We start from the raw sequence: 21,540 nt of genomic DNA, 5'->3' as shown, positions 1-21,540 counted from the left end.
TACAACCTATGATGAACATTAGTATTTTTAGAATTCCAATTACAAAATCTGTATTGGATAAAGAGAAACCAGAAATTATACGTAGAGTAGCAAAGTGCTAGTCTAAAATTTTTAAAATAAAGGTCAGAGAAAGTCAAAAAATGACTTGCAAATTTTGAAATTAAACGAGGTATGAAATATGAACAACAACTTTAATAACTTTAACAACATGGATGATTTATTTAACCAATTGATGGGTGGTATGCGTGGATACAGTTCTGAAAATCGTCGTTACTTGATTAACGGTCGTGAAGTAACACCTGAAGAATTCGCGATTTACCGTCAAACAGGTCAACTTCCTAGCGAAGGAAGTGATCAAGCTCAGTACGTTCAAGGGAAAGGTATGAAACAAGACGGTATTCTTGCTAAACTTGGACGTAATTTAACTGCTGAAGCTCGTGAAGGGAAGCTAGATCCGGTTATTGGACGTAACAAGGAAATTCAAGAAACTTCTGAGATTCTTTCACGCCGTACTAAGAACAATCCAGTTCTTGTCGGTGATGCTGGTGTTGGTAAGACTGCTGTAGTAGAAGGCCTTGCACAAGCTATTGTGAATGGTGATGTTCCAGCAGCAATCAAGAACAAAGAAATCATTTCAATTGATATTTCTGGACTTGAAGCTGGCACTCAATACCGTGGTAGCTTTGAAGAAAATATTCAAAACTTGGTAAACGAAGTCAAAGAAGCTGGAAATATTATCCTTTTCTTCGACGAAATCCACCAAATCCTCGGTGCAGGTAGCACAGGAGATGGTCAAGGATCTAAAGGTCTTGCTGATATCTTGAAACCAGCTCTTTCACGCGGGGAATTGACAGTGATTGGGGCAACAACTCAAGATGAATACCGTAATACAATCTTGAAAAACGCTGCCCTTGCTCGTCGTTTCAACGAAGTAAAAGTTAATGCTCCATCTGCTGAAGATACTTTCAAAATTCTTCAAGGTATTCGTGATCTTTATCAACAACACCACAACGTCATTTTGCCAGATGAAGTATTGAAAGCAGCTGTTGATTACTCTGTTCAATACATTCCACAACGTAGCTTGCCTGATAAGGCTATCGACTTGGTCGATGTGACAGCCGCTCACTTGGCAGCACAACACCCAGTGACAGATGTGCATGCAGTGGAACATGAAATTGAAGAAGAAAAAGCTAAACAAGAGGCTGCGGCTGCTAAAGAAGATTATGAAGCAGCTTTAAATGCAAAAGTTCGTATCGAAGAACTTGAAAAGCAAATTGCTAACCATACAGAAGATCACAAGGTGACAGCGACTGTCAATGATGTGGCTGAATCTGTAGAACGTATGACTGGTATTCCAGTGTCACAAATGGGTGCAACTGATATCGAACGTTTGAAAGATATGGGTCACCGTTTGCAAACTAAGGTTATCGGTCAAGATAAAGCCGTTGAAGCAGTGGCACGTGCCATCCGTCGTAACCGTGCAGGATTTGACGAAGGTAACCGTCCAATTGGTAGCTTCCTCTTTGTAGGACCTACTGGTGTTGGTAAAACTGAGTTGGCTAAACAATTGGCTCTTGATATGTTCGGAACTAAAGATGCTATCATCCGTTTGGACATGTCAGAATATAGCGACCGCACAGCCGTTTCTAAATTGATTGGTACAACAGCTGGTTATGTTGGTTATGATGACAATAGCAATACTTTGACAGAACGTGTTCGCCGTAACCCTTACTCAATCGTCCTTCTTGACGAAATTGAAAAGGCTGACCCTCAAGTGATTACACTTCTCCTCCAAGTTTTGGATGATGGTCGTTTGACAGATGGTCAAGGTAACACTGTAAACTTCAAGAATACTGTGATTATCGCAACTTCAAACGCTGGCTTTGGTTATGAAGCGAATTTGACAGAAGATGCAGATAAACCAGAACTTATGGATCGTTTGAAACCTTACTTCCGTCCAGAATTCCTTAACCGTTTCAATGCTGTCATCGAATTCTCACACTTGAGCAAAGAAGATCTTTCTAAGATTGTAGACCTTATGTTGGTTGAAGTTAACAAGACTCTTTCTAAGAAAGACATTGACTTGGCAGTTAGCGAAGCTGCTAAAGAATACATGACTGAAGAAGGCTACGATGAAGTCATGGGTGTTCGTCCACTCCGTCGTGTGGTTGAACAACAAATCCGTGACAAAGTAACAGACTTCCATTTGGATAATCTTGATGCTAAACACCTTGAAGCTGACATGGAAGATGGTGTCTTGGTCATTCGTGAAAAAGCCTAAATCAAGGTTTTGTGAATCAAAAAAGGAACCAGCTGAAAAGCTGGTTCTTTTTTTGTTAAATGACATGACGCTCAAAAGCATCGTCTGAAATTCCTTGTTCAAGAATCAATTTTGCCCACTCCTTAGCAGAAAAGAGGCTGTGATCCTTGTAGTTTCCGCAAGATTCACTGGTTGTTCCAGGAACATCTTCCCAAGTTGTAGTCTCAGCGATTTCCTTTAGTGAATCCTTGATGACAGCAGCAATTTCAGCGCTAGTATGACGTCCCCACATAATCATATGGAAACCTGTACGACAACCAAATGGGGAACAATCAATCATACCATCAATGCGAGTACGGATTAGCTTAGCCAAGAGGTGCTCAATAGTATGAAGTCCAGCAGTAGGGATAGAGTCCTCATTTGGTTGAACCAAGCGGATATCAAAGTTAGAAATGATATCTCCTTTCGGTCCAGTCTCTTCTCCAATCAATCGGACATAAGGAGCTTTTACAATCGTATGATCTAGTTCAAAACTTTCAACAATAACTTCTTTTGACATGGTATTTCCTTTCAACTTTCTTCTTTCATTATATCATAAAGCTATAGTTGATAAATGTCAATGATAGAAATTTTCCTAAAAAGATTTTCATATTAAAACTATAGGAAGAAAAAATTTTCAAATCAATTTGAAAAATTCTGAAAATTGTATTGACACTTGGCGAAAAAGGGACTATAATGTATAAAAAGTCAAAAAGGAGTTTATTATGAAATTTTCAAAAGTAATGGCCCTAGCAGGAGTGACTCTGTTAGCGTCAGGTGTTTTGGCAGCTTGTTCAGGTTCAGGCTCTAGTGCAAAAGGTGAGAAAACTTTTTCTTACGTTTATGAAACAGATCCAGACAGCCTCAACTATCTGACAACGGGTAAGGCTGCAGTTGCGAATATCACAAGTAATGTTGTTGACGGTTTGATGGAGAATGACCGTTACGGGAACTTCGTGCCATCTATGGCAGAAGACTGGTCAGTATCTCAAGATGGTTTGACTTACACTTATACAATCCGTAAAGATGCTAAGTGGTACACTTCTGAAGGTGAAGAGTATGCACCTGTGAAAGCTCAAGACTTTGTAACAGGTCTTAAATATGCAGCTGATAATAAGTCAGAGGCCCTTTATCTTGTTCAAGAATCCATTAAAGGTCTTGACGCTTATGTCAAAGGTGAAGTAAAAGACTTCTCAGAAGTTGGAATCAAGGCAATTGATGATCAAACTGTTCAATACACTTTGAATAAACCAGAAAGCTTCTGGAACTCTAAGACAACCATGGGTATTCTTGCACCAGTCAATGAAGAATTCCTTACTTCTAAAGGAAGTGACTTTGCCAAAGCAACTGATCCAAGCAGTATTCTTTACAACGGTCCTTTCTTGTTGAAATCATTGGTAGCAAAATCTTCAGTAGAATTTGAAAAGAATCCAAACTACTGGGATAAGGACAATGTTCATATTGATAAAGTAAAACTATCATTCTGGGATGGTCAAGATACAGGCAAACTTGCAGACACCTTTAAGGATGGCGGCTTCTCAATGGCTCGTCTCTTCCCAACAAGTGCAGGATATCCTGAACTTGAAAAAGAATTTAAGGATAACATCGTTTATACACCACAAGATTCTGCTACTTTCTTAGTTGGAACAAATATTGACCGTCAGTCTTACAAGTACACTTCTAAGACTACAGATGAGCAAAAGACATCAACTAAGAAAGCTCTCCTAAACAAAGACTTCCGTCAAGCTATCGCCTTTGGTTTTGATAGAACAGCTTATGCTTCTCAAGTTAATGGAGAAAGCGGAGCAAGCAAACTTCTTCGTAACTTGTTCGTACCACCAACATTTGTTCAAGCTGATGGTAAAAACTTTGGTGACTTAGTTAAAGAAAAATTGGTAACCTATGGTGACGAGTGGAAAGATGTGAATCTAGATGATGCTCAAGATGGTCTTTACAATCCTGAAAAAGCGAAAGCAGAATTTGCTAAAGCTAAGACAGCTCTCCAAGCAGAGGGCGTTCAATTCCCAATTCATTTGGATATGCCAGTTGACCAAACTAATACTACAAAAGTTCAACGTGTTCAGTCATTGAAACAATCACTTGAAGCAACATTAGGAACTGACAATGTCGTTGTTGATATTCAACAACTTCAAAAAGATGAAGTCTTAAATGTTACCTACTTTGCTGAAACAGCTGCTGGAGAAGATTGGGATCTCTCAGATAACGTTGGATGGTCTCCAGACTATATTGACCCATCTACCTACCTTGATATCATCAAACCATCTGTTGGTGAAAATACGAAGACTTATCTAGGATTTGATGCTGGTACAAACAACGCTGCTGCCAAACAAGTTGGTTTGGAAGATTACGAAAAGATGGTTGTTGAAGCCGGGAACGAAAACACTGATGTTTCAAAACGTTATGATAAATATGCTGCTGCCCAAGCTTGGTTGACAGATAGCGCTTTGATTATTCCAACAACTTCTCAAACTGGACGTCCAATGTTGTCTAAGATGGTGCCATATACTCTTCCATTTGCATACTCAGGTAACAAGGGTATGAGTGAAGCCCTCTTGTACAAGTACCTTGAACTTCAAGATAAACCAGTAACTGCTGATGAATATCAAAAAGCTCAAGATAAATGGAAGAAAGAAAAAGAAGAATCTAATAAAAAAGCGCAAGAAGATCTTGCAAACCATGTAAAATAAAAGAAGATGGAGTTAGTGATTAACTCCATCTTTTGGTAAATAAAAACCTAGGAAGATGTTTCCTAGGTTTTTTTGATTATTGTTGTCCTTGAGAATTTTGATTTTGTTGAGGGTTTTGATTTGTATTTGGAGCAGTTGGATTCTGAGCGGTATTTGGGCTAGTAGTTTCAGCTACTGAAGTTTGATTTTCAGTTGTTGAGCTGGAAGCTGTTGTTGAGGATTGTTGAGTTGTTTGGGGAATCCAGTTACTACGAGCGCCAACTTTGAAGACATACTCACCATTACGATATAGACCTTCAGGCATTGTCCAATCACCTGGGTGATCATCCTCGGAAAGGTACTCCATCATTGATCGGTAGATGTTGGCCGCTACTCTAAATCCATCTCCTTCGATTGGAGTGAGGCGGTTTGAATAACCTGTCCAAACAGCCATTGAATATTTGCGGGTATATCCTACAAACATTTCATCAGGTGCGACATAATCGTATCTCTTAATGTAATTTTCAATCTCTTCATCAGTATAGTTTGATGTACCAGTCTTACCTGCTTGTGGAAGCCATGAAATATAAGCATCTCGACCTATACCAGAGTATAATACTGTTTTCATCATTTCTGTCATCATATAGGCAGTTGTTTCTTTCATAGCGCGAGTACCTTGATCAGAGAACTCTTTTGAACTACCGTCACTGAAGACAATTTTATTGATGTACATTGGTTTATAATAGATACCACCGTTAGCGAAAGCAGCATAGGCAGCAGCCATTTTTTCACTACTTGCACCGTACTGTTTACCTGATTCGGTCGTATTACTTGAAATTGCGTTTGCGTATACCATGGTTGGATAATCAATGCCTAAACCATTTAGGAAACCTTTTGCTTTATCGAGTCCAACTCTATCGAGAGTTTCAACGGCTGGTACGTTACGAGATTGTTGGATAGCAGTTTGAAGGGTAATATTACCATAATACCCTCTATCCCAGTTATAAACAGGAATGTTAGTGCCTGGATAGTTGTACGGAACATCCTTTAGCATGTAGGCAGTAGAGTCATAAATGCCATATTCTAATGCAGGGGCATAGTCTGTGATTGGTTTCATGGTAGAACCCCAGTCACGGTTGGTTTCAACGGCTTGGTTAATACCAAAAGATACGTTGCTAGCTTGGTGGCGAGAGCCGAGTTGAGCAATAACCTTACCATTTGATACATCAATAATAGTAGAAGCTGCTTGGATTTCATCATCTGGATAGTTTACATATTCATCCGTGTTGTATACATCCCAAAGTCGTTTTTGAACGTCTTGGTCTACGTTAGTGTAGACATCCATTCCAGTAGTTAAAAGGTTGTAGCCTGTCTCTGTTTCAACTTGTTCAATCACTTCTTTGAGGTAATTGTCTAAGTATGGAGGATAAGAGTTGCTTCCTCTAAGACTTTGTAAACCATCAGTGATAGGTGTATTTATAGCCGTTTCATATTGTTCAGCTGTTAAATAGCCTTGCTTTTGCATCTCTGATAGGACTAGATTACGACGTTCTGTTGCTTCTTCTGGATGAGAATAAGGATCATATTGGTTAGGTGCCTGTGGCATTCCGGCTAGAAGAGCAAGTTGTGGAATTGATAGGTCTTTTAAATCTTTACCATAGTAACTTTGAGCTGCAGTTTGCATACCATAGTTACCATTTGACATGTATACTTTATTGATGTAATATGTCAAAATTTCCTGTTTGGTCGCAGTTCTTTCTAACTGAATAGCTAGCCAAGCTTCTTGGGCCTTACGTGCGATTGTTTGGTCTGATGATGATGTTGAAAAGTAAGTTAATTTTATCAACTGTTGCGTCAAGGTTGAACCACCTTGGAGGCCACCTCTACTAGTTAAGTTTCGCAGGAAAGCTCCAGCTATTCGAATGCTATCGATTCCTCTGTGATTAAAGAAGCGATGATCTTCAATTGATACTATTGCATTTACAAGTTCAATAGGAATGTCACTGCTTTGAGCATTAACACGACGCTCTGCTCCTAAGTCAGCAACCAATTCGTTTTTACTGTCGTAAATTTTACTTGAAGTTGTTGCGACAAGTTTGCTTTCAGAAAGTTCTGGTGCTTTAGATACATAGTAGAAGAAGACACTTCCACCAATCAATATTGCAGCAATAAAAGCTGCTAAAAATCCAATTCCTAGATATTTAGCAATGCGCCAGAAAAAATGTTTATTCATATTGTTTTACCACCTAGTAAATGTTGTCTGACGATATCGAGGTATGGTATTTGAGGAAAGGCTTGTTGCTCAATCACATAACCATGATCTCGAATATAATCAAGCGGCATTGATTTTTTTCCCATATCCTGATGATAAAAATGGATGAGGTCAATCGCCGGTAATAAATATGTCTCCTGATAAGAAGAAAAGTGGATTAAGACGAAGCATATACCCTTTTGTTCAAGAACCTGTTCCATATGCAGAATCTGATGAGAGTGGAAGTTCTTCATCGGGAAAGCATTTTTTTGTCTGGTTTCCTTGGCTTCGAAATCGATATAAAATCCTTCATAAACACCCGAGTAGTCAGTAGTTGAAGCCTGTCTAAAATAGGCTTCGACAATTTTAGCGCGACTCCGTTGAGGGTAGTCGACTCGAACTATCTGAACTGGGGTTGGCTTTTTGTGAATGACTGCTACTCCATGTGATAGATAGTAGTCGTTCGTAGCATTTATCATCTTTTCAAAGCTCATCCCTCTATTCGCGAAATTTTTAGTTTGGGGCAGAGAAGTTTTACTTGGTTTAGATGAAAGTTTATGTGGATAGTTGACCATAATCCTCCTTATTGGTACAATAACATCACTCTATTATACCACAAAGGTCAACAGAAAGGGTGAAAAAATGCATACAGCCTTGGTTTTAGGATACTCAGCTTTTGATTTAGGATTGTTAAATGAAAAGGATATTCGGTTAAAAATTATCAAAAAAGCCATTCGTAGAGATTTGGAAAGATTAGCTGAGGAAGGGTTGAAATGGCTAGTTTTCACAGGCACTCTTGGTTTTGAACACTGGGTCTTAGAAGTAGCTAGAGACATGAAGGAGGCCTATGAATTTCAACTAGCGACTATTTTTGATTTTGAGACACATGGATCAAACTGGAATGAGGCTAACCAGGTCAAATTGAGTGATTTTAAACAGGTCGATTTTGTCAAATATGCCTATCCAACTTATGAGCACAAAGTCCAATTGAGAGATTATCAGATTTTTTTACTCGAAAATACAGATGGAGCCTATCTTTTTTACGATGAAGAAAATGAAACAAAACTGAGATTTTTTTACGAACTGATGAAAAAGAAAGACAACTATATGACAAAAAGATTAACATTTGAGGAATTAAACGAAATAGCCGAAAATTTTTCCGAAAATTGAGGCTTTGACCTTGCTTTTTGTTTGCCTTTTTTTATATAATAATACTAGTAACTGAGAATGGAGAGAGACATGGCAAGTATTATTTTTACAGCAAAGGATATTTTTGAGCAGGATTTCGGAAGAGAAGTACGTGGATACAGTAAAGCAGAGGTAGATGAATTCTTAGATGACGTTATCAAGGACTATGAAACCTATGCAGCGTTGGTTAAATCACTACGTTTGGAAGTCGCAGAATTGAAAGAGCAATTGGCGAACAAACCTCAGGCGGCACCTGTATCTATAACGTCTGAACCTGCTGAGCTTGGAAGTACGACTTCTATGACTAATTTTGATATCCTGAAACGCTTGAATCGTCTTGAAAAAGAAGTATTTGGCAAACAAATCGTAGAAAATTCTGATTTCTAAGAATCATACAGTTGTGCAATTTTTGGATAATCGCGTGGAGAGTTTATCTTTTCATGAGGAAAGTCCATGCTAGCACAGGCTGTGATGCCTGTAGTGTTTGTGCTAGGCGAAACCATAAGCCTAGGGACGAGAAATCGTTACGGCGAGTGAATAGACTAAGTTTTCGGATATGTTTTAGTAGCTCTGAAAGTGCCACAGTGACGTAGTCTTTCTGGAAACAGAGAGAGTGGAACGCGGTAAACCCCTCAAGCTAGCAACCCAAATTTTGGTCGGGGCATGGAGTGCACGGAAACGAACGTAGTACTCTGACTGCTGCAGCTTTCAGCTGTTAGTGGTAGACAGATGATTATCGAAAGAAGTGGTCCTAGTCACTTCTGGAACAAAACATGGCTTATAGAAAATTGCATATAGGTTGGGGCTGAGAAATTTTCTCAACCTCATTTTTTAAAGGTGAACAAGAGAAAGGTCTTTAAAGACTGACATGAAACAAACATTTAATTTAATCGCGACTGCTGCGGCAGGCTTGGAGGCTGTTGTAGGTAGAGAAGTGCGTGCACTGGGCTATGACTGCCAAGTTGAGAATGGTCGCGTTCGCTTTGAAGGAGATGTGAAGACAATCATTGAAAGCAATCTGTGGCTACGTGCTGCGGATAGGATTAAGATTGTTGTTGGAACTTTTCCCGCAAAAACATTTGAAGAACTTTTTCAAGGTGTTTTTGCCTTAGATTGGGAAAACTATCTGCCACTTGGAGCGCGTTTCCCGATTTCAAAGGCTAAGTGTGTCAAATCAAAACTTCATAATGAACCAAGTGTTCAAGCTATTTCTAAAAAGGCTGTTGTCAAGAAATTGCAGAAACACTATGCACGACCAGAAGGTGTTCCCCTGATGGAGAATGGTCCTGAGTTCAAGATTGAAGTTTCCATTTTGAAAGATGTTGCGACTGTTATGATTGATACAAGTGGTTCTAGCCTTTTCAAACGTGGTTATCGAACAGAAAAGGGTGGAGCTCCAATCAAAGAAAACATGGCAGCGGCTATCCTGCAATTATCAAATTGGTATCCAGATAAACCTTTGATTGATCCAACCTGTGGTTCAGGAACCTTCTGTATTGAAGCTGCTATGATTGCCCGTAATATGGCGCCAGGCTTACGCCGTTCCTTTGCTTTCGAGGATTGGAACTGGGTTAGCGACCGGTTAATTCAGCAAATTCGTACGGAAGCTAGCAAGAAGATTAATCGTGAAATTGAGCTAGACATTATGGGCTGTGATATCGATGGCCGCATGGTGGAAATTGCTAAGGCAAATGCTCAGGCTGCGGGAGTTTCTAAGGATATCCACTTTAAGCAGATGCGCGTGCAGGATTTGCGAACGGACAAGATCAATGGAGTTATTATTTCGAATCCACCGTATGGAGAACGCTTGTCAGATGATGCAGGAGTAACCAAGCTCTATGCTGAGATGGGAGAAGTATTTGCCCCCCTTAAAACATGGAGTAAATTTATCCTGACTAGTGATGAAGCTTTTGAAAGTAAATATGGTAGTCAGGCAGATAAAAAACGGAAACTCTATAACGGTACTTTGAAAGTTGATTTATATCAATATTTTGGTCAACGTGTGAAAAGGCAAGATGTTAAAAAAGAAAGGAATGCAGATGAGTAAGAAAAGACGCGATCGTCATCATAAAGGTGAGCAAGAATCTAAATTTGAATTTGAAGAGGCTAAAGATTTAACGGTTGGTCAGGCTATTCGTAAGAACGAAGAGGTTGAAGCAGGTGTGACTCCAGATGATACCATCTTAGACAAATATATCAAGCAACACCGTGAAGAAATCGAAGCAGACAAATTTGAAAATTTACAAACGAAAAAAGAGGAATCCACTCAAAGCTTGGACGATATGATTCAGGAAGTGAGAGAAACAACTGAACAAGAAAGTGCATTAAGTTCAGAAGAGGAAGCAATTGCTCTTGCAGTAGCTGCAGAGACCACGGAGATTGTAGCTCAAGAAGTTGATGCTGAAGAAACAAAAGTTCTCGAGCAACCTTTTAAAGACGAATTGGATGCTGTTGAAATGGCTGAAGTTGCTAATTCGCAAGCTGCAGTAGTTGATGAAGAAACTGACGAACAACTGCAACCCTTGTCTCGTTCTGATCAGCCTATTGAGAAGCCAAAAAGTAAGAAAAAATTGGCAATCCTGTCAGTCATTATTTTAGTCTTCCTCTTAATTTTGGGAGGTTCATATTACGTTTATCGCCAAATTTCTCGTTCTTCTCAAGAAATTCAAACGAAAGCGGCAGATTCAGGTCTGGTAAGTAATCAGTCAGTTTTGGAACAATTTAATACTCTCTACGATACATTCTATACCGATGAAAACAAAACAGCTCTTAAAAATAGCCAGTTTAGTCAACTGAATCAATTGAAGGAACTTCTAGATAAACTTGAAGGAGCGAGAGAACATACTCTAGCCAAATCAAAATATGATAGCTTAGAAACACAGATAAAAGCAATTCAAGAAGTAAATTCTCAATTTGAAACTCCAGCTATTACAGATGGTGTTTTGGATACAAATGCAAAAATCAAAGCGGATGCTAAATTTACAGATATCAAGACTGGTAATACAGAAATTGACAAACTTCTAGATAAAGCAATCAGTCTTGGTAAGAGTCAATTAGCAAGTACAACAACAAGTACAGCTTCAACGACTGCTGCTAGCCAAGAAGCTTCAAGTCCAACTACAGAAAGTAGTCCATCTACTTCAACAAACGAGACTGCGTCATCTACTAATGGTGGATTGTCGAGCGAAGGTGTTAATTTGCAAAGAAGTGTTAGCCGAGTGCCGTATAATCAATCCGTAGTTAATGATACTAGTAATCCTGCCTGGACTTTTGCAGATGGTGTCCTTGAACGAATACTTGAGACATCCCGTGCACGTGGATATATCACTGGAAACCAATATATCTTGGAACCTGTAAATATTGTTAATGGCAATGGTTATTACAACCTTTATAAACCAGATGGAACTTATCTCTTCACTCTAAACTGTAAGACAGGATACTTTGTTGGGAATGGTTCTGGCCATGCGGATGATTTAGACTACTAGTCAAATTGTTATAAAATTCTTTCTTTTCACAGATAAACATGATAAAATAAAACATATTAAACAAGAGGAGTGTCACATGACAAAAGCTAACTTTGGTGTTGTTGGTATGGCCGTAATGGGTCGTAACCTTGCCCTTAATATTGAATCCCGTGGTTATACAGTTGCTATTTATAACCGTAGTAAAGAAAAAACTGAAGATGTGATTGCTTGCCACCCTGATAAAAACTTCGTGCCAAGCTATGATATCGAAAGCTTCGTAAACTCAATTGAAAAACCACGTCGTATCATGCTTATGGTTCAAGCAGGACCTGGTACAGATGCGACCATTCAAGCCCTTCTTCCACACTTGGATAAAGGTGATATCTTGATCGATGGAGGGAATACTTTCTATAAAGATACTATTCGTCGTAATGAAGAATTGGCGAACTCAGGTATCAACTTTATCGGTACAGGTGTTTCTGGTGGTGAAAAAGGTGCCCTTGAAGGTCCTTCTATCATGCCTGGGGGACAAAAAGAAGCTTATGACTTGGTAGCAGATGTTCTTGAAGAAATCTCTGCAAAAGCTCCAGAAGATGGTAAACCATGTGTAACTTACATCGGTCCTGATGGAGCTGGTCACTATGTAAAAATGGTCCACAATGGGATCGAGTACGGTGATATGCAATTGATCGCAGAAAGCTACGATCTTATGCAACACTTGCTTGGCCTCTCTGCTGAAGACATGGCTGAAATCTTTACTGAGTGGAACAAGGGTGAGTTGGACAGCTACTTGATTGAAATCACAGCTGATATTTTGGGCCGTAAAGATGACGAAGGTCAAGACGGACCAATCGTAGACTATATCTTGGATGCTGCAGGAAACAAAGGAACTGGTAAATGGACTAGTCAATCAGCTCTTGACCTTGGTGTGCCATTGTCACTCATTACTGAGTCAGTATTTGCCCGTTATATCTCAACTTACAAAGAAGAACGTGTACACGCTAGCAAGGTGCTTCCAAAACCAGCTGCTTTCAAATTTGAAGGAGACAAGGCTGAGTTGATTGAAAAGATCCGTCAAGCCCTTTACTTCTCAAAAATCATTTCTTACGCACAAGGTTTTGCGCAATTGCGTGTAGCTTCTAAAGAAAATAACTGGAACTTGCCATTTGCAGATATCGCATCTATCTGGCGCGCTGGATGTATCATCCGTTCTCGTTTCTTGCAAAAGATTACAGATGCTTATAGCCGTGATGCAGATCTTGCCAACCTTCTTTTGGATGAGTACTTCTTGGATGTAACAGCTAAGTACCAACAATCTGTTCGTGATATTGTTGCTCTTGCTGTTCAAGCAGGTGTACCAGTACCAACATTCTCTGCAGCTATTACTTACTTTGATAGCTACCGTTCAGCTGACCTTCCAGCGAACTTGATCCAAGCACAACGTGATTACTTTGGTGCCCACACATACCAACGTAAAGACAAAGAAGGAACATTCCACTACTCTTGGTATGACGAAAAATAAGTAGGTCAGCCATGGGGAAACGGATTTTATTACTTGAGAAAGAAAGAAATCTAGCTCATTTTTTAAGTCTGGAACTCCAAAAAGAGCAATACCGAGTTGATCAGGTAGAAGAGGGACAAAAAGCCCTCTCCATGGCTCTTCAGACAGACTATGACTTGATTTTACTGAATGCTCATCTAGGGGATATGACAGCCCAGGATTTTGCAGAACAGTTGAGTCGGACTAAGCCAGCTTCGGTTATCATGGTCTTGGACCATCGAGAAGAATTGCAAGACCAAGTTGAAACAATCCAACGTTTTGCTGTTTCATATATCTACAAGCCAGTCATTATCGATGATCTAGTGGCTCGTATTGCAGCAATTTTCCGAGGTCGGGATTTTATAGACCAACACTGTAGTCAAATGAAGGTTCCTACATCCTATCGAAATCTGCGTATGGATTTAGCAAACCACACTGTCTATCGTGGAGATGAGATGATTGCTCTCACACGTCGTGAATATGACCTTTTAGCAACCCTTATGGGAAGCAAGAAGGTCTTAACTCGTGAGCAGTTGCTGGAAAGTGTTTGGAAGTATGAAAGTGCGACCGAAACCAATATTGTGGATGTTTATATCCGTTATTTACGTAGCAAACTTGATGTAAAAGGTCAAAAGAGCTACATTAAAACCGTGCGTGGTGTTGGTTACACCATGCAAGAATAGAAAAGCAGTTACAGTTTGGTAACTGCTTTTTTGAAGTTTTTTATATATTGACATATAGTTTTGTCTTTGCTACAATCATTTTGGAGGAAACAAGAATGAAATTTTTGAAAAAAATGATGCAAGTCGGCTTAGCAGTATTCTTTTTTGGTCTGTTAGCAACAAATACGGTATTTGCGGATGATGCTGATTCAGAAGGCTGGCAATTTGTCCAAGAAAATGGTAGAACCTACTACAAGAAGGGTGACATCAAAGAAACGGCCTGGCGAGTGATTGATGGAAAAACCTATTATTTTGATTATAATGGTGAAATGGTTGTTGGTTGGCAATACATTCCGTTTCCATATCAAGGAAGTACCATTGGTCCTTATCCAAATGGTACGAGGTTGGAATTCATGCCAATGTCAAAATGGTATTACTTTGGTCAAGATGGGGTACTACAAGAATTTGTTGGCAAGCAAGTTTTGGAAGCAAAAACTGCTACAAATACCAACAAACATCATGGGGAACAATATGATAGTCCAGCAGAGAAACGAGTCTACTATTTTGAAGACCAAAGAAGTTATCACACCTTAAAAACCGATTGGGTTCATGATGAGGGGCACTGGTATTATTTACAGAAGGATAGTGGCTTCGATGCTCGTGTCAACAGTTTAACAGTTGGGGAGCTAGTACGTGGTTGGGCCAATGATAACTCAACTTGGTACTATCTCGATCCAACAACTGGTATTATGCAAACTGGTTGGCAGTACTTAGGTAATAAGTGGTACTATCTCCGTTCATCAGGTGCTATGGCGACCGGTTGGTATCTAGATGGTTCAACTTGGTATTACCTAGATGCTCAAAACGGTGATATGAAAACTGGCTGGATTTATGTCGATAATACTTGGTATTACCTCCGTTCGTCAGGAGCTATGGTGACAGGCTGGTTCCAAGTTAATGGTAAATGGTACTATGCTTATAGTTCAGGTGCCTTAGCTGTAAATACCACAGTAGGTGGCTACTACGTAAATTTTAATGGCGAGTGGATACAGTAATGAAAACAAGCGATTGTGAAAGGAAACAATCGCTTTTTTTGTGAAAATATAATAAAATAGAAAGGAATAAAGTTCTAAAATTTTTTCTAGAGACAGATGATTTTCATCTGATAGTAGGATTAAATGACAAAAGAAGTTGGTGTCGGTCAGGCACATAGTAAAATTATTTTAATAGGAGAGCATGCAGTGGTTTATGGCTACCCAGCCATTTCCTTGCCTCTTTTAGAGGTTGAAGTGACTTGTCGGGTGGTTCCAGCAGCGACACCATGGCGTCTGTTTGAAGAAGACACCTTGTCCATGGCTGTTTATGCTTCCCTTGAGTACCTAAATATCCAGGATGCTTGCATTCGTTGTCAAATTGACTCGGCTATTCCTGAAAAACGGGGGATGGGGTCCTCAGCAGCCATTAGCATTGCGGCCATTCGTGCGGTATTTGATTATTACCAAGCAGAACTTCCACATGAAGTGTTAGAGATTTTGGTCAATCGCGCTGAGATGATTGCACATATGAATCCTAGTGGATTGGATGCCAAGACCTGTCTTAGTGACCAGCCTATCCGTTTTATCAAGAATGTTGGTTTTGAAGAATTAACCATGGATTTATCAGCTTATCTGGTCATTGCAGATACAGGAGTCTATGGACACACTCGTGAAGCTATTCAAGTTGTAGAGAGCAAGGGTAAGGAAGCTTTACCTTTCTTGTATGCACTTGGAGAGTTGACCCAAGAAGCTGAAGAAGCAATTAAAACAAAAGATGCCGTGAAGCTGGGAGAGATTCTTACCAAAGCTCATGGGAATCTAAAAGAAATCGGAGTTAGTAGCCTTGAAGCGGATGCCTTGGTTGAAACTGCTCTTGCACATGGAGCTCTAGGTGCCAAGATGAGTGGTGGTGGTCTAGGAGGCTGCATCATAACTTTAGTAGCTAATTTGAGCCAAGCGCAAGAACTCGCAGAAAGATTAGAAGAGAAAGGAGCTGTTCAGACATGGATCGAAAGCCTGTAACAGTACGTTCCTATGCCAATATTGCTATTATCAAATATTGGGGTAAGAAAGCAGAAAAAGAGATGGTTCCTGCAACTAGCAGTATCTCTCTGACTTTAGAAAATATGTATACGGAGACGACACTTTCACCTTTGCCAGCAGATGCTAGGGCAGATGAATTTTACATCAATGGTCAGTTGCAAAATGAAGCTGAACATAAAAAGATGAGTAAAATCATTGACCGCTACCGTCCTGAAGGAGCAGGTTTTGTTCGTATCGATACCAAGAACAATATGCCAACAGCAGCAGGCCTTTCTTCAAGTTCCAGTGGTTTGTCTGCTCTAGTCAAAGCTTGTAATGCCTATTTCCAACTTGGGCTGAACCGCATAGAATTGGCCTTGGAAGCTAAGTTTGCATCGGGTTCCTCATCTCGTAGTTTTTATGGCCCCTTGGCAGCCTGGGACAAGGATAGTGGAGAAATCTATCCTGTCGAAACTGACTTGAAATTAGCTATGATTATGTTGGTCTTGGAAGACCAGAAAAAACCAATTTCCAGTCGAGATGGGATGAAGCTCTGTGTGGAGACTTCGACAACTTTTGATGAGTGGATTCGTCAGTCTGAACAAGACTACAAGGATATGTTAGTCCATCTCAAGGAAAATGACTTTGAGAAAGTTGGAGTATTAACAGAAAAGAACGCTCTTGCCATGCATGCTACGACAAAGACAGCCAATCCACCGTTCTCTTATCTGACAGATGCAAGTTATGAGGCTATGGATTTTGTTCGTCAGCTTAGGGAACAAGGAGAATCTTGTTACTTCACCATGGATGCGGGTCCTAATGTCAAGGTTCTTTGTTTAGAAAAAGACTTGGAACATCTATCAGAACTCTTAGGTCAACGCTATCGCTTAATCGTTTCAAAAACAAAGGATTTGAGCCAAGATGACGATTGTTAAAACTTGTGGGAAGCTCTACTGGGCTGGTGAGTATGCCATTTTAGAACCAGGACAGTTGGCGCTAATAAAGGCTATTCCCATCTATATGACGGCTGAGATTAAAGCGTCTGATGCCTATCGACTCTACTCAGATATGTTTTCCTATAGTGTAGACATGCGACCGGATTCTTCTTATGCCTTGATTCAAGAAACAGTTGCCTTGGTGGAGGAGTATCTAACTGCCCAAGGAGTTGACTTGCAACCTTTTTCCATAGACATTCGTGGGAAAATGGAGCGTGAGGGCAAGAAGTTTGGCCTGGGTTCTAGTGGTAGTGTTGTTGTCTTGGTCATCAAGGGCATGCTTGCTTTCTATGAAAGACCAGGCGAAAGAGACCTTTTGTTTAAACTGGCTAGTGCTGTACTTCTTAAACGTGGGGACAATGGCTCCATGGGGGACATTGCCTGTATCGTATCAGAAGACCTGGTCCTCTATCAGTCATTTGACCGTGAGAAAGTGGCAGAATGGCTAGAAAAAGAAGACTTGCCAACTGTATTAGTACGTGATTGGGGATTTTCAATCGCGAGCGTTGAACCGGTCTTAACATTTGACTTTCTGGTGGGTTGGACCAAGGAAGTGGCTGTATCAAGTCAAATGGTCAAGCAAATCAAGGATAATATGAACGCTAGCTTCTTGCAGGCTTCAAAAGAAACGGTAGCTAACTTGGTAAAAGCTTTGGAGGCAGGTCAAGAAGAAACCATTATTGACTTGCTAGAACAAGCTAGCCAACTTTTAGAAGGCTTGAGTTCAGATATTTATACACCTTCGCTCAGACAATTAAAAGATGCTAGCCGAGACTTAAAAGCTGTTGCAAAAAGTAGTGGTGCTGGTGGTGGAGACTGTGGGATTGCTCTCAGTTTTGACCAAGATTCGACCATATTACTGAAAAAACGCTGGGCTAATCTAGGGATTGAGCTCTTGTATCAAGAAAGGATAGGACATGACGACGAATCGGAAGGATGAGCACATCCGCTATGCCCTTGAACAAAAAAGTTCTTATAATAGTTTTGATGAGGTGGAGTTAATCCACTCCTCACTACCCTTATATGACTTAGATGAGATTGATCTTTCGACAGAATTTGCAGGGCGGAAATGGGATTTTCCTTTTTATATTAACGCCATGACGGGTGGGAGTGATCGGGGCAGAGAAATCAATCAAAAATTGGCTCAGGTGGCTGAAGCCTGTGGGATTTTATTTGTAACAGGTTCTTACAGTGCTGCTCTTAAGGATCCATCGGACAATTCTTTCTCTGTCAAGTCGAATCGTCCTGACCTCCTTCTTGGGACCAACATTGGCTTGGATAAACCTGTAGAACTAGGCTTACAAACTGTAACAGATATGAATCCCCTTCTCTTACAAGTTCATGTGAATGTTATGCAGGAATTGCTCATGCCAGAAGGTGAGCGTCAATTTAGATTGTGGCAAAACAATCTGAAAGATTATGCTGATCAAATCTCTGTTCCCCTTGTTTTAAAAGAGGTCGGCTTTGGCATGGATGTGAAGACCATTGCTAAGGCATACGAGATAGGCATACGTACGGTTGATTTGTCTGGCCGTGGGGGAACTAGTTTTGCCTATATCGAAAATCGTCGTAGCGGTCAACGGGACTACCTCAATGATTGGGGGCAATCAACCATGCAGGCTCTTATCAATGCCCAAGACTGGAAAGATAAGATGGAGCTTCTGGTAAGCGGAGGAGTTCGCAATCCACTAGACATCATCAAATGCTTGGTCTTTGGAGCCAAGGCGGTTGGACTCTCACGCACCATGTTAGAGCTGGTTGAGAATTACTCAGTTGATGTCGTTATTTCCATTGTTGAAGGTTGGAAGGAAGACCTACGCTTGATTATGTGTGCCCTTAATTGTGCAAGGATTGAGGATTTGCAAAAGGTCGACTATCTCCTTTATGGGAAATTAAAAGAAGCAAAAGATCAACTATAAGGAGGTCGGGATTTTGGTCCCGGTCTTTTTATCATTCCTCAGACTGATGTGACATTTTGGTTTTGTGATACAATAAAATAGAGAGGACGGATACATGCGAAAATTTCAAATTTTTCTATTTATTGAAGCTTGTTTATTGACAGGAGCTCTGATTATGATGGTATCAGAGCATTTTTCCCGTTTTCTGCTGATATTGCTTTTGTTTTTACTGCTGATTCGATACTATACTGGAAGACAGGGTAATAACTTCATTTTAGTGGCGGTGAGTATCCTATTTTTATTTATCATCATGCTCAATCCCTTTGTCATTTTAGCGATTTTTGTAGCCTTGATTTACAGCCTGTTCTTGCTTTATCCTATGATGAATCAGGAAAGAGAAGACACCAATCTGATTTTTGAAGAAGTAGTGACGGTGAAGAGAGAGAAAAATCGCTGGTTTGGGAACCTCCATCATTTTTCAAGTTACCAGACTTGCCGCTTTGATGATATCAACCTTTTTCGTCTTATGGGGAAGGATACCATTCATCTAGAGCACGTAATTTTAAGCAATCACGATAATGTCATCATCTTGAGAAAACTAGTCGGTACAACTAGAATTATCGTACCAGTGGATGTGGAAGTCAGCCTTAGTGTCAATTCTCTGTATGGAGATTTAACCTTCTTTGATCAACCTAAACGTGCTTTACGCAATGAACAATTCCACCAAGAAACCAGAGATTATCTCAAGAGTCCAAAGAGTGTTAAGATTCTTTTGACAACTATGGTTGGAGATGTTGAGGTGGTGCGCGGATGAAAAAACAGCCCTATATTTTAATTGGACTCACCTCATTTCTCTTTGTTGCCTTTCTATTTCGAAGCATTTTTAAGGTTCTGGATTTAGAGTGGACTTCTCTCTTCCAAGATTTAGAAAAAACAGAAAAAGTCCTTTTTCTAGCCCTGATGTTTAGTTTTGCCCTAGCCTTTTTATTAGTCCTATTCTGGACATTGGTTGATGAAATTTCAAAAAGAAGAATCCAAGCAAATCTCAAACGTCTGCTAGCTGGTAAAGATATTGAAAGTCTGGGAGATGCTGATTTAGACGCAAGTTTTAGAAACTTGTCAGGAAAGCTTGGTTTGTTGACAGAAGCTATTCAAAAAGCAGACAATCAAGCCTTGGTCAAAGAAGAAGTGATTATTGAAAAGGAGCGCAAACGAATCGCACGTGACTTGCATGATACGGTCAGCCAAGAAATTTTTGCTGCCCATATGATTTTATCTGGGCTCAGCCAACAAGCTTCGAAATTAGATAGAGAAAAGATGCAAACTCAGCTTCAGAGTGTGACTGCCATTTTAGAGACAGCTCAAAGAGACTTGCGTATTCTTCTTTTGCATTTACGACCAATTGAACTGGAACAAAAGAGTTTGGTGGAGGGGATTCAGATACTCCTTAAAGAACTAGAAGAAAAAAGTGAGCTGAAGGTAAGCTTTAAATATCAGGTAACTGCACTACCTAAAAAGATTGAAGAACATATTTTCCGGATTGTCCAAGAATTGATCAGTAATACCCTTCGCCATGCTCAAGCTTCCTGTCTAGATGTTTACCTTTATCAAACGGAAACTGAATTGCAGTTGAAGGTGGCGGACAATGGTCGTGGTTTTCAGCTAGATGATGGCGACGAACTGAGTTATGGTTTACGGAATATCAAAGAACGAGTGGAAGATATGGCAGGAACCATACAACTATTAACGGCACCCAAGCAAGGGTTAGCTGTTGATATCCGCATTCCCTTGCTTGATTTAGATAAATAAGAGGAAGTAATGATGAAACTATTATTGGTAGATGACCACCAAATGGTGCGTCTGGGATTAAAAAGTTATTTCGAATTACAGGAAGATGTTGAGGTTGTAGGAGAAGCAACCAATGGCGCAGAAGGGATTTCTATGGCCTTGGAACTGCGTCCTGATGTGATTGTCATGGATATTGTTATGCCTGAAGTCAATGGGATTGATGCTACACTTGCTATTCTCAAAGAATGGCCAGAGGCTAAAATCTTGATTGTGACTTCTTACCTAGACAATGAAAAAATCATGCCAGTTCTGAATGCTGGAGCTAGGGGTTATATGCTCAAGACTTCGAGCGCAGATGAGTTGCTACACGCAGTTCGTAAGGTAGCAGCAGGTGAATTTGCTATTGAACAAGAGGTGAGCAAGAAGGTAGAATACAACCGTAATCACGTCGAATTACATGAAGACTTGACAGCTCGTGAACGAGATGTCCTTCAACTAATCGCTAAAGGCTATGAAAATCAGCGCATCGCAGATGAGCTTTTTATCTCTCTAAAGACTGTTAAAACTCATGTTTCAAACATCCTTGCTAAACTTCAGGTTAGTGATCGTACCCAGGTGGCTGTTTATGCCTTTCAGCACCACTTGGTAGGCCCTGACGAATTTTAGAGAAGTTTGAAAGCAACTTAAGCATGGAGGAAAAGCGCATCCATT

General features: G+C 40.1%; 19 protein-coding genes and 1 other RNA gene. 17 read left to right on the top strand and 3 right to left on the bottom strand.

Translation table 11 applies throughout. The features are described from left to right. Positions 1-178 precede the first annotated feature (178 nt). The gene (locus QM419_RS05300; protein ID WP_414278138.1) at positions 179-2,281 is read left to right on the top strand and encodes an AAA family ATPase; all 2,103 of its coding nucleotides are present in this window, start codon (positions 179-181) and stop codon (positions 2,279-2,281) included. A gap of 55 nt (positions 2,282-2,336) precedes the next feature. Here the strand turns inward: QM419_RS05300 and QM419_RS05295 are convergent, their stop codons facing one another. Next, complete coding sequence (locus QM419_RS05295) at positions 2,337-2,819, bottom strand: S-ribosylhomocysteine lyase (RefSeq protein ID WP_414278137.1); 483 nt, start codon at positions 2,817-2,819, stop codon at positions 2,337-2,339. A gap of 205 nt (positions 2,820-3,024) precedes the next feature. Here QM419_RS05295 and QM419_RS05290 point away from each other — a divergent pair, with 205 nt between their 5' ends. After that, a complete protein-coding gene (locus QM419_RS05290; protein WP_178895377.1) occupies positions 3,025-5,007 on the top strand; it encodes a peptide ABC transporter substrate-binding protein in 1,983 nt (660 codons plus the stop codon). 76 nt (positions 5,008-5,083) lie between these two features. Here QM419_RS05290 and pbp1a read toward each other — a convergent pair whose 3' ends face one another. After that, positions 5,084-7,219 carry a penicillin-binding protein PBP1A gene (gene pbp1a / locus QM419_RS05285; protein ID WP_414278136.1) on the bottom strand — a complete coding sequence of 712 codons (2,136 nt, stop codon included), beginning with the start codon at positions 7,217-7,219 and terminating at the stop codon, positions 5,084-5,086. Then, positions 7,216-7,812 carry a Holliday junction resolvase RecU gene (recU, locus tag QM419_RS05280; RefSeq protein ID WP_414278135.1) on the bottom strand — a complete coding sequence of 199 codons (597 nt, stop codon included), beginning with the start codon at positions 7,810-7,812 and terminating at the stop codon, positions 7,216-7,218. The genes pbp1a and recU overlap by 4 nt, the downstream gene beginning before the upstream one ends. A 67-nt stretch (positions 7,813-7,879) precedes the next feature. On the opposite strand from recU, the gene QM419_RS05275 reads away from it, so the two are divergent. The 15 genes from QM419_RS05275 (at position 7,880) to QM419_RS05205 (ending at position 21,495) form a co-directional block, all read left to right on the top strand. Further along, positions 7,880-8,407: a DUF1273 domain-containing protein gene (locus QM419_RS05275; protein WP_214262324.1), complete on the top strand. Its 528-nt coding sequence runs from the start codon at positions 7,880-7,882 to the stop codon at positions 8,405-8,407. A 69-nt stretch (positions 8,408-8,476) separates the two neighbouring features. Beyond that, positions 8,477-8,812, top strand: a complete 336-nt coding sequence (gene gpsB, locus QM419_RS05270; RefSeq protein ID WP_414278134.1) for a cell division regulator GpsB — start codon at positions 8,477-8,479, stop codon at positions 8,810-8,812. Positions 8,813-8,830: 18 nt separating this feature from the next. Beyond that, positions 8,831-9,211, top strand: an RNA gene (rnpB, locus tag QM419_RS05265) — RNase P RNA component class B. A gap of 82 nt (positions 9,212-9,293) precedes the next feature. Next, positions 9,294-10,472, top strand: a complete 1,179-nt coding sequence (locus tag QM419_RS05260) for a THUMP domain-containing class I SAM-dependent RNA methyltransferase (RefSeq protein ID WP_414278133.1) — start codon at positions 9,294-9,296, stop codon at positions 10,470-10,472. Next, a complete protein-coding gene (gene mapZ / locus QM419_RS05255; RefSeq protein WP_414278132.1) occupies positions 10,465-11,910 on the top strand; it encodes a cell division site-positioning protein MapZ in 1,446 nt (481 codons plus the stop codon). Before QM419_RS05260 ends, mapZ begins: the two co-directional genes overlap by 8 nt. A gap of 76 nt (positions 11,911-11,986) precedes the next feature. Beyond that, positions 11,987-13,411, top strand: a complete 1,425-nt coding sequence (gene gndA / locus QM419_RS05250; protein ID WP_414278131.1) for an NADP-dependent phosphogluconate dehydrogenase — start codon at positions 11,987-11,989, stop codon at positions 13,409-13,411. Between the two features lie 11 nt (positions 13,412-13,422). Then, a complete protein-coding gene (locus QM419_RS05245; protein ID WP_414278130.1) occupies positions 13,423-14,112 on the top strand; it encodes a response regulator transcription factor in 690 nt (229 codons plus the stop codon). Positions 14,113-14,207: 95 nt separating this feature from the next. Further along, complete coding sequence (locus QM419_RS05240; protein ID WP_414278129.1) at positions 14,208-15,146, top strand: N-acetylmuramoyl-L-alanine amidase family protein; 939 nt, start codon at positions 14,208-14,210, stop codon at positions 15,144-15,146. A 123-nt stretch (positions 15,147-15,269) separates the two neighbouring features. Then, on the top strand, positions 15,270-16,148 hold the full coding sequence (mvk, locus tag QM419_RS05235; RefSeq protein WP_414278128.1) for a mevalonate kinase: 879 nt from the start codon (positions 15,270-15,272) through the stop codon (positions 16,146-16,148). Then, positions 16,130-17,083 (top strand): diphosphomevalonate decarboxylase, encoded by a 954-nt coding sequence (mvaD, locus tag QM419_RS05230; protein WP_414278127.1) that lies wholly within the window; start codon positions 16,130-16,132, stop codon positions 17,081-17,083. The genes mvk and mvaD overlap by 19 nt, the downstream gene beginning before the upstream one ends. Beyond that, the gene (locus QM419_RS05225; protein WP_414278126.1) at positions 17,070-18,083 is read left to right on the top strand and encodes a phosphomevalonate kinase; all 1,014 of its coding nucleotides are present in this window, start codon (positions 17,070-17,072) and stop codon (positions 18,081-18,083) included. Before mvaD ends, QM419_RS05225 begins: the two co-directional genes overlap by 14 nt. After that, positions 18,061-19,062 (top strand): type 2 isopentenyl-diphosphate Delta-isomerase, encoded by a 1,002-nt coding sequence (fni, locus tag QM419_RS05220; RefSeq protein ID WP_414278125.1) that lies wholly within the window; start codon positions 18,061-18,063, stop codon positions 19,060-19,062. The genes QM419_RS05225 and fni overlap by 23 nt, the downstream gene beginning before the upstream one ends. A 94-nt stretch (positions 19,063-19,156) precedes the next feature. Continuing rightward, entirely contained in the window at positions 19,157-19,855 is a 699-nt protein-coding gene (liaF, locus tag QM419_RS05215; protein WP_414278124.1) for a cell wall-active antibiotics response protein LiaF, read from the top strand. Beyond that, positions 19,852-20,850 (top strand): sensor histidine kinase, encoded by a 999-nt coding sequence (locus QM419_RS05210; RefSeq protein ID WP_414278123.1) that lies wholly within the window; start codon positions 19,852-19,854, stop codon positions 20,848-20,850. Before liaF ends, QM419_RS05210 begins: the two co-directional genes overlap by 4 nt. Before the next feature lie 12 nt (positions 20,851-20,862). Further along, a complete protein-coding gene (locus QM419_RS05205) occupies positions 20,863-21,495 on the top strand; it encodes a response regulator (RefSeq protein ID WP_414278241.1) in 633 nt (210 codons plus the stop codon). The last annotated feature ends 45 nt before the right edge of the window (positions 21,496-21,540 follow it).

Source organism: Streptococcus infantis (assembly GCF_047464715.1).
GTDB lineage: Bacteria > Bacillota > Bacilli > Lactobacillales > Streptococcaceae > Streptococcus > Streptococcus infantis_S.
This window is presented reverse-complemented; position numbering and strand designations above follow the sequence as displayed.

Coding starts and splice junctions, on each gene's coding strand:
- QM419_RS05300 (WP_414278138.1), top strand. CDS start 179: ATGAACAACAACTTTAATAACTTTAACAACATGGATGATTTATTTAAC.
- QM419_RS05295 (WP_414278137.1), bottom strand. CDS start 2,819: ATGTCAAAAGAAGTTATTGTTGAAAGTTTTGAACTAGATCATACGATT.
- QM419_RS05290 (WP_178895377.1), top strand. CDS start 3,025: ATGAAATTTTCAAAAGTAATGGCCCTAGCAGGAGTGACTCTGTTAGCG.
- pbp1a (WP_414278136.1), bottom strand. CDS start 7,219: ATGAATAAACATTTTTTCTGGCGCATTGCTAAATATCTAGGAATTGGA.
- recU (WP_414278135.1), bottom strand. CDS start 7,812: ATGGTCAACTATCCACATAAACTTTCATCTAAACCAAGTAAAACTTCT.
- QM419_RS05275 (WP_214262324.1), top strand. CDS start 7,880: ATGCATACAGCCTTGGTTTTAGGATACTCAGCTTTTGATTTAGGATTG.
- gpsB (WP_414278134.1), top strand. CDS start 8,477: ATGGCAAGTATTATTTTTACAGCAAAGGATATTTTTGAGCAGGATTTC.
- QM419_RS05260 (WP_414278133.1), top strand. CDS start 9,294: ATGAAACAAACATTTAATTTAATCGCGACTGCTGCGGCAGGCTTGGAG.
- mapZ (WP_414278132.1), top strand. CDS start 10,465: ATGAGTAAGAAAAGACGCGATCGTCATCATAAAGGTGAGCAAGAATCT.
- gndA (WP_414278131.1), top strand. CDS start 11,987: ATGACAAAAGCTAACTTTGGTGTTGTTGGTATGGCCGTAATGGGTCGT.
- QM419_RS05245 (WP_414278130.1), top strand. CDS start 13,423: ATGGGGAAACGGATTTTATTACTTGAGAAAGAAAGAAATCTAGCTCAT.
- QM419_RS05240 (WP_414278129.1), top strand. CDS start 14,208: ATGAAATTTTTGAAAAAAATGATGCAAGTCGGCTTAGCAGTATTCTTT.
- mvk (WP_414278128.1), top strand. CDS start 15,270: ATGACAAAAGAAGTTGGTGTCGGTCAGGCACATAGTAAAATTATTTTA.
- mvaD (WP_414278127.1), top strand. CDS start 16,130: ATGGATCGAAAGCCTGTAACAGTACGTTCCTATGCCAATATTGCTATT.
- QM419_RS05225 (WP_414278126.1), top strand. CDS start 17,070: ATGACGATTGTTAAAACTTGTGGGAAGCTCTACTGGGCTGGTGAGTAT.
- fni (WP_414278125.1), top strand. CDS start 18,061: ATGACGACGAATCGGAAGGATGAGCACATCCGCTATGCCCTTGAACAA.
- liaF (WP_414278124.1), top strand. CDS start 19,157: ATGCGAAAATTTCAAATTTTTCTATTTATTGAAGCTTGTTTATTGACA.
- QM419_RS05210 (WP_414278123.1), top strand. CDS start 19,852: ATGAAAAAACAGCCCTATATTTTAATTGGACTCACCTCATTTCTCTTT.
- QM419_RS05205 (WP_414278241.1), top strand. CDS start 20,863: ATGAAACTATTATTGGTAGATGACCACCAAATGGTGCGTCTGGGATTA.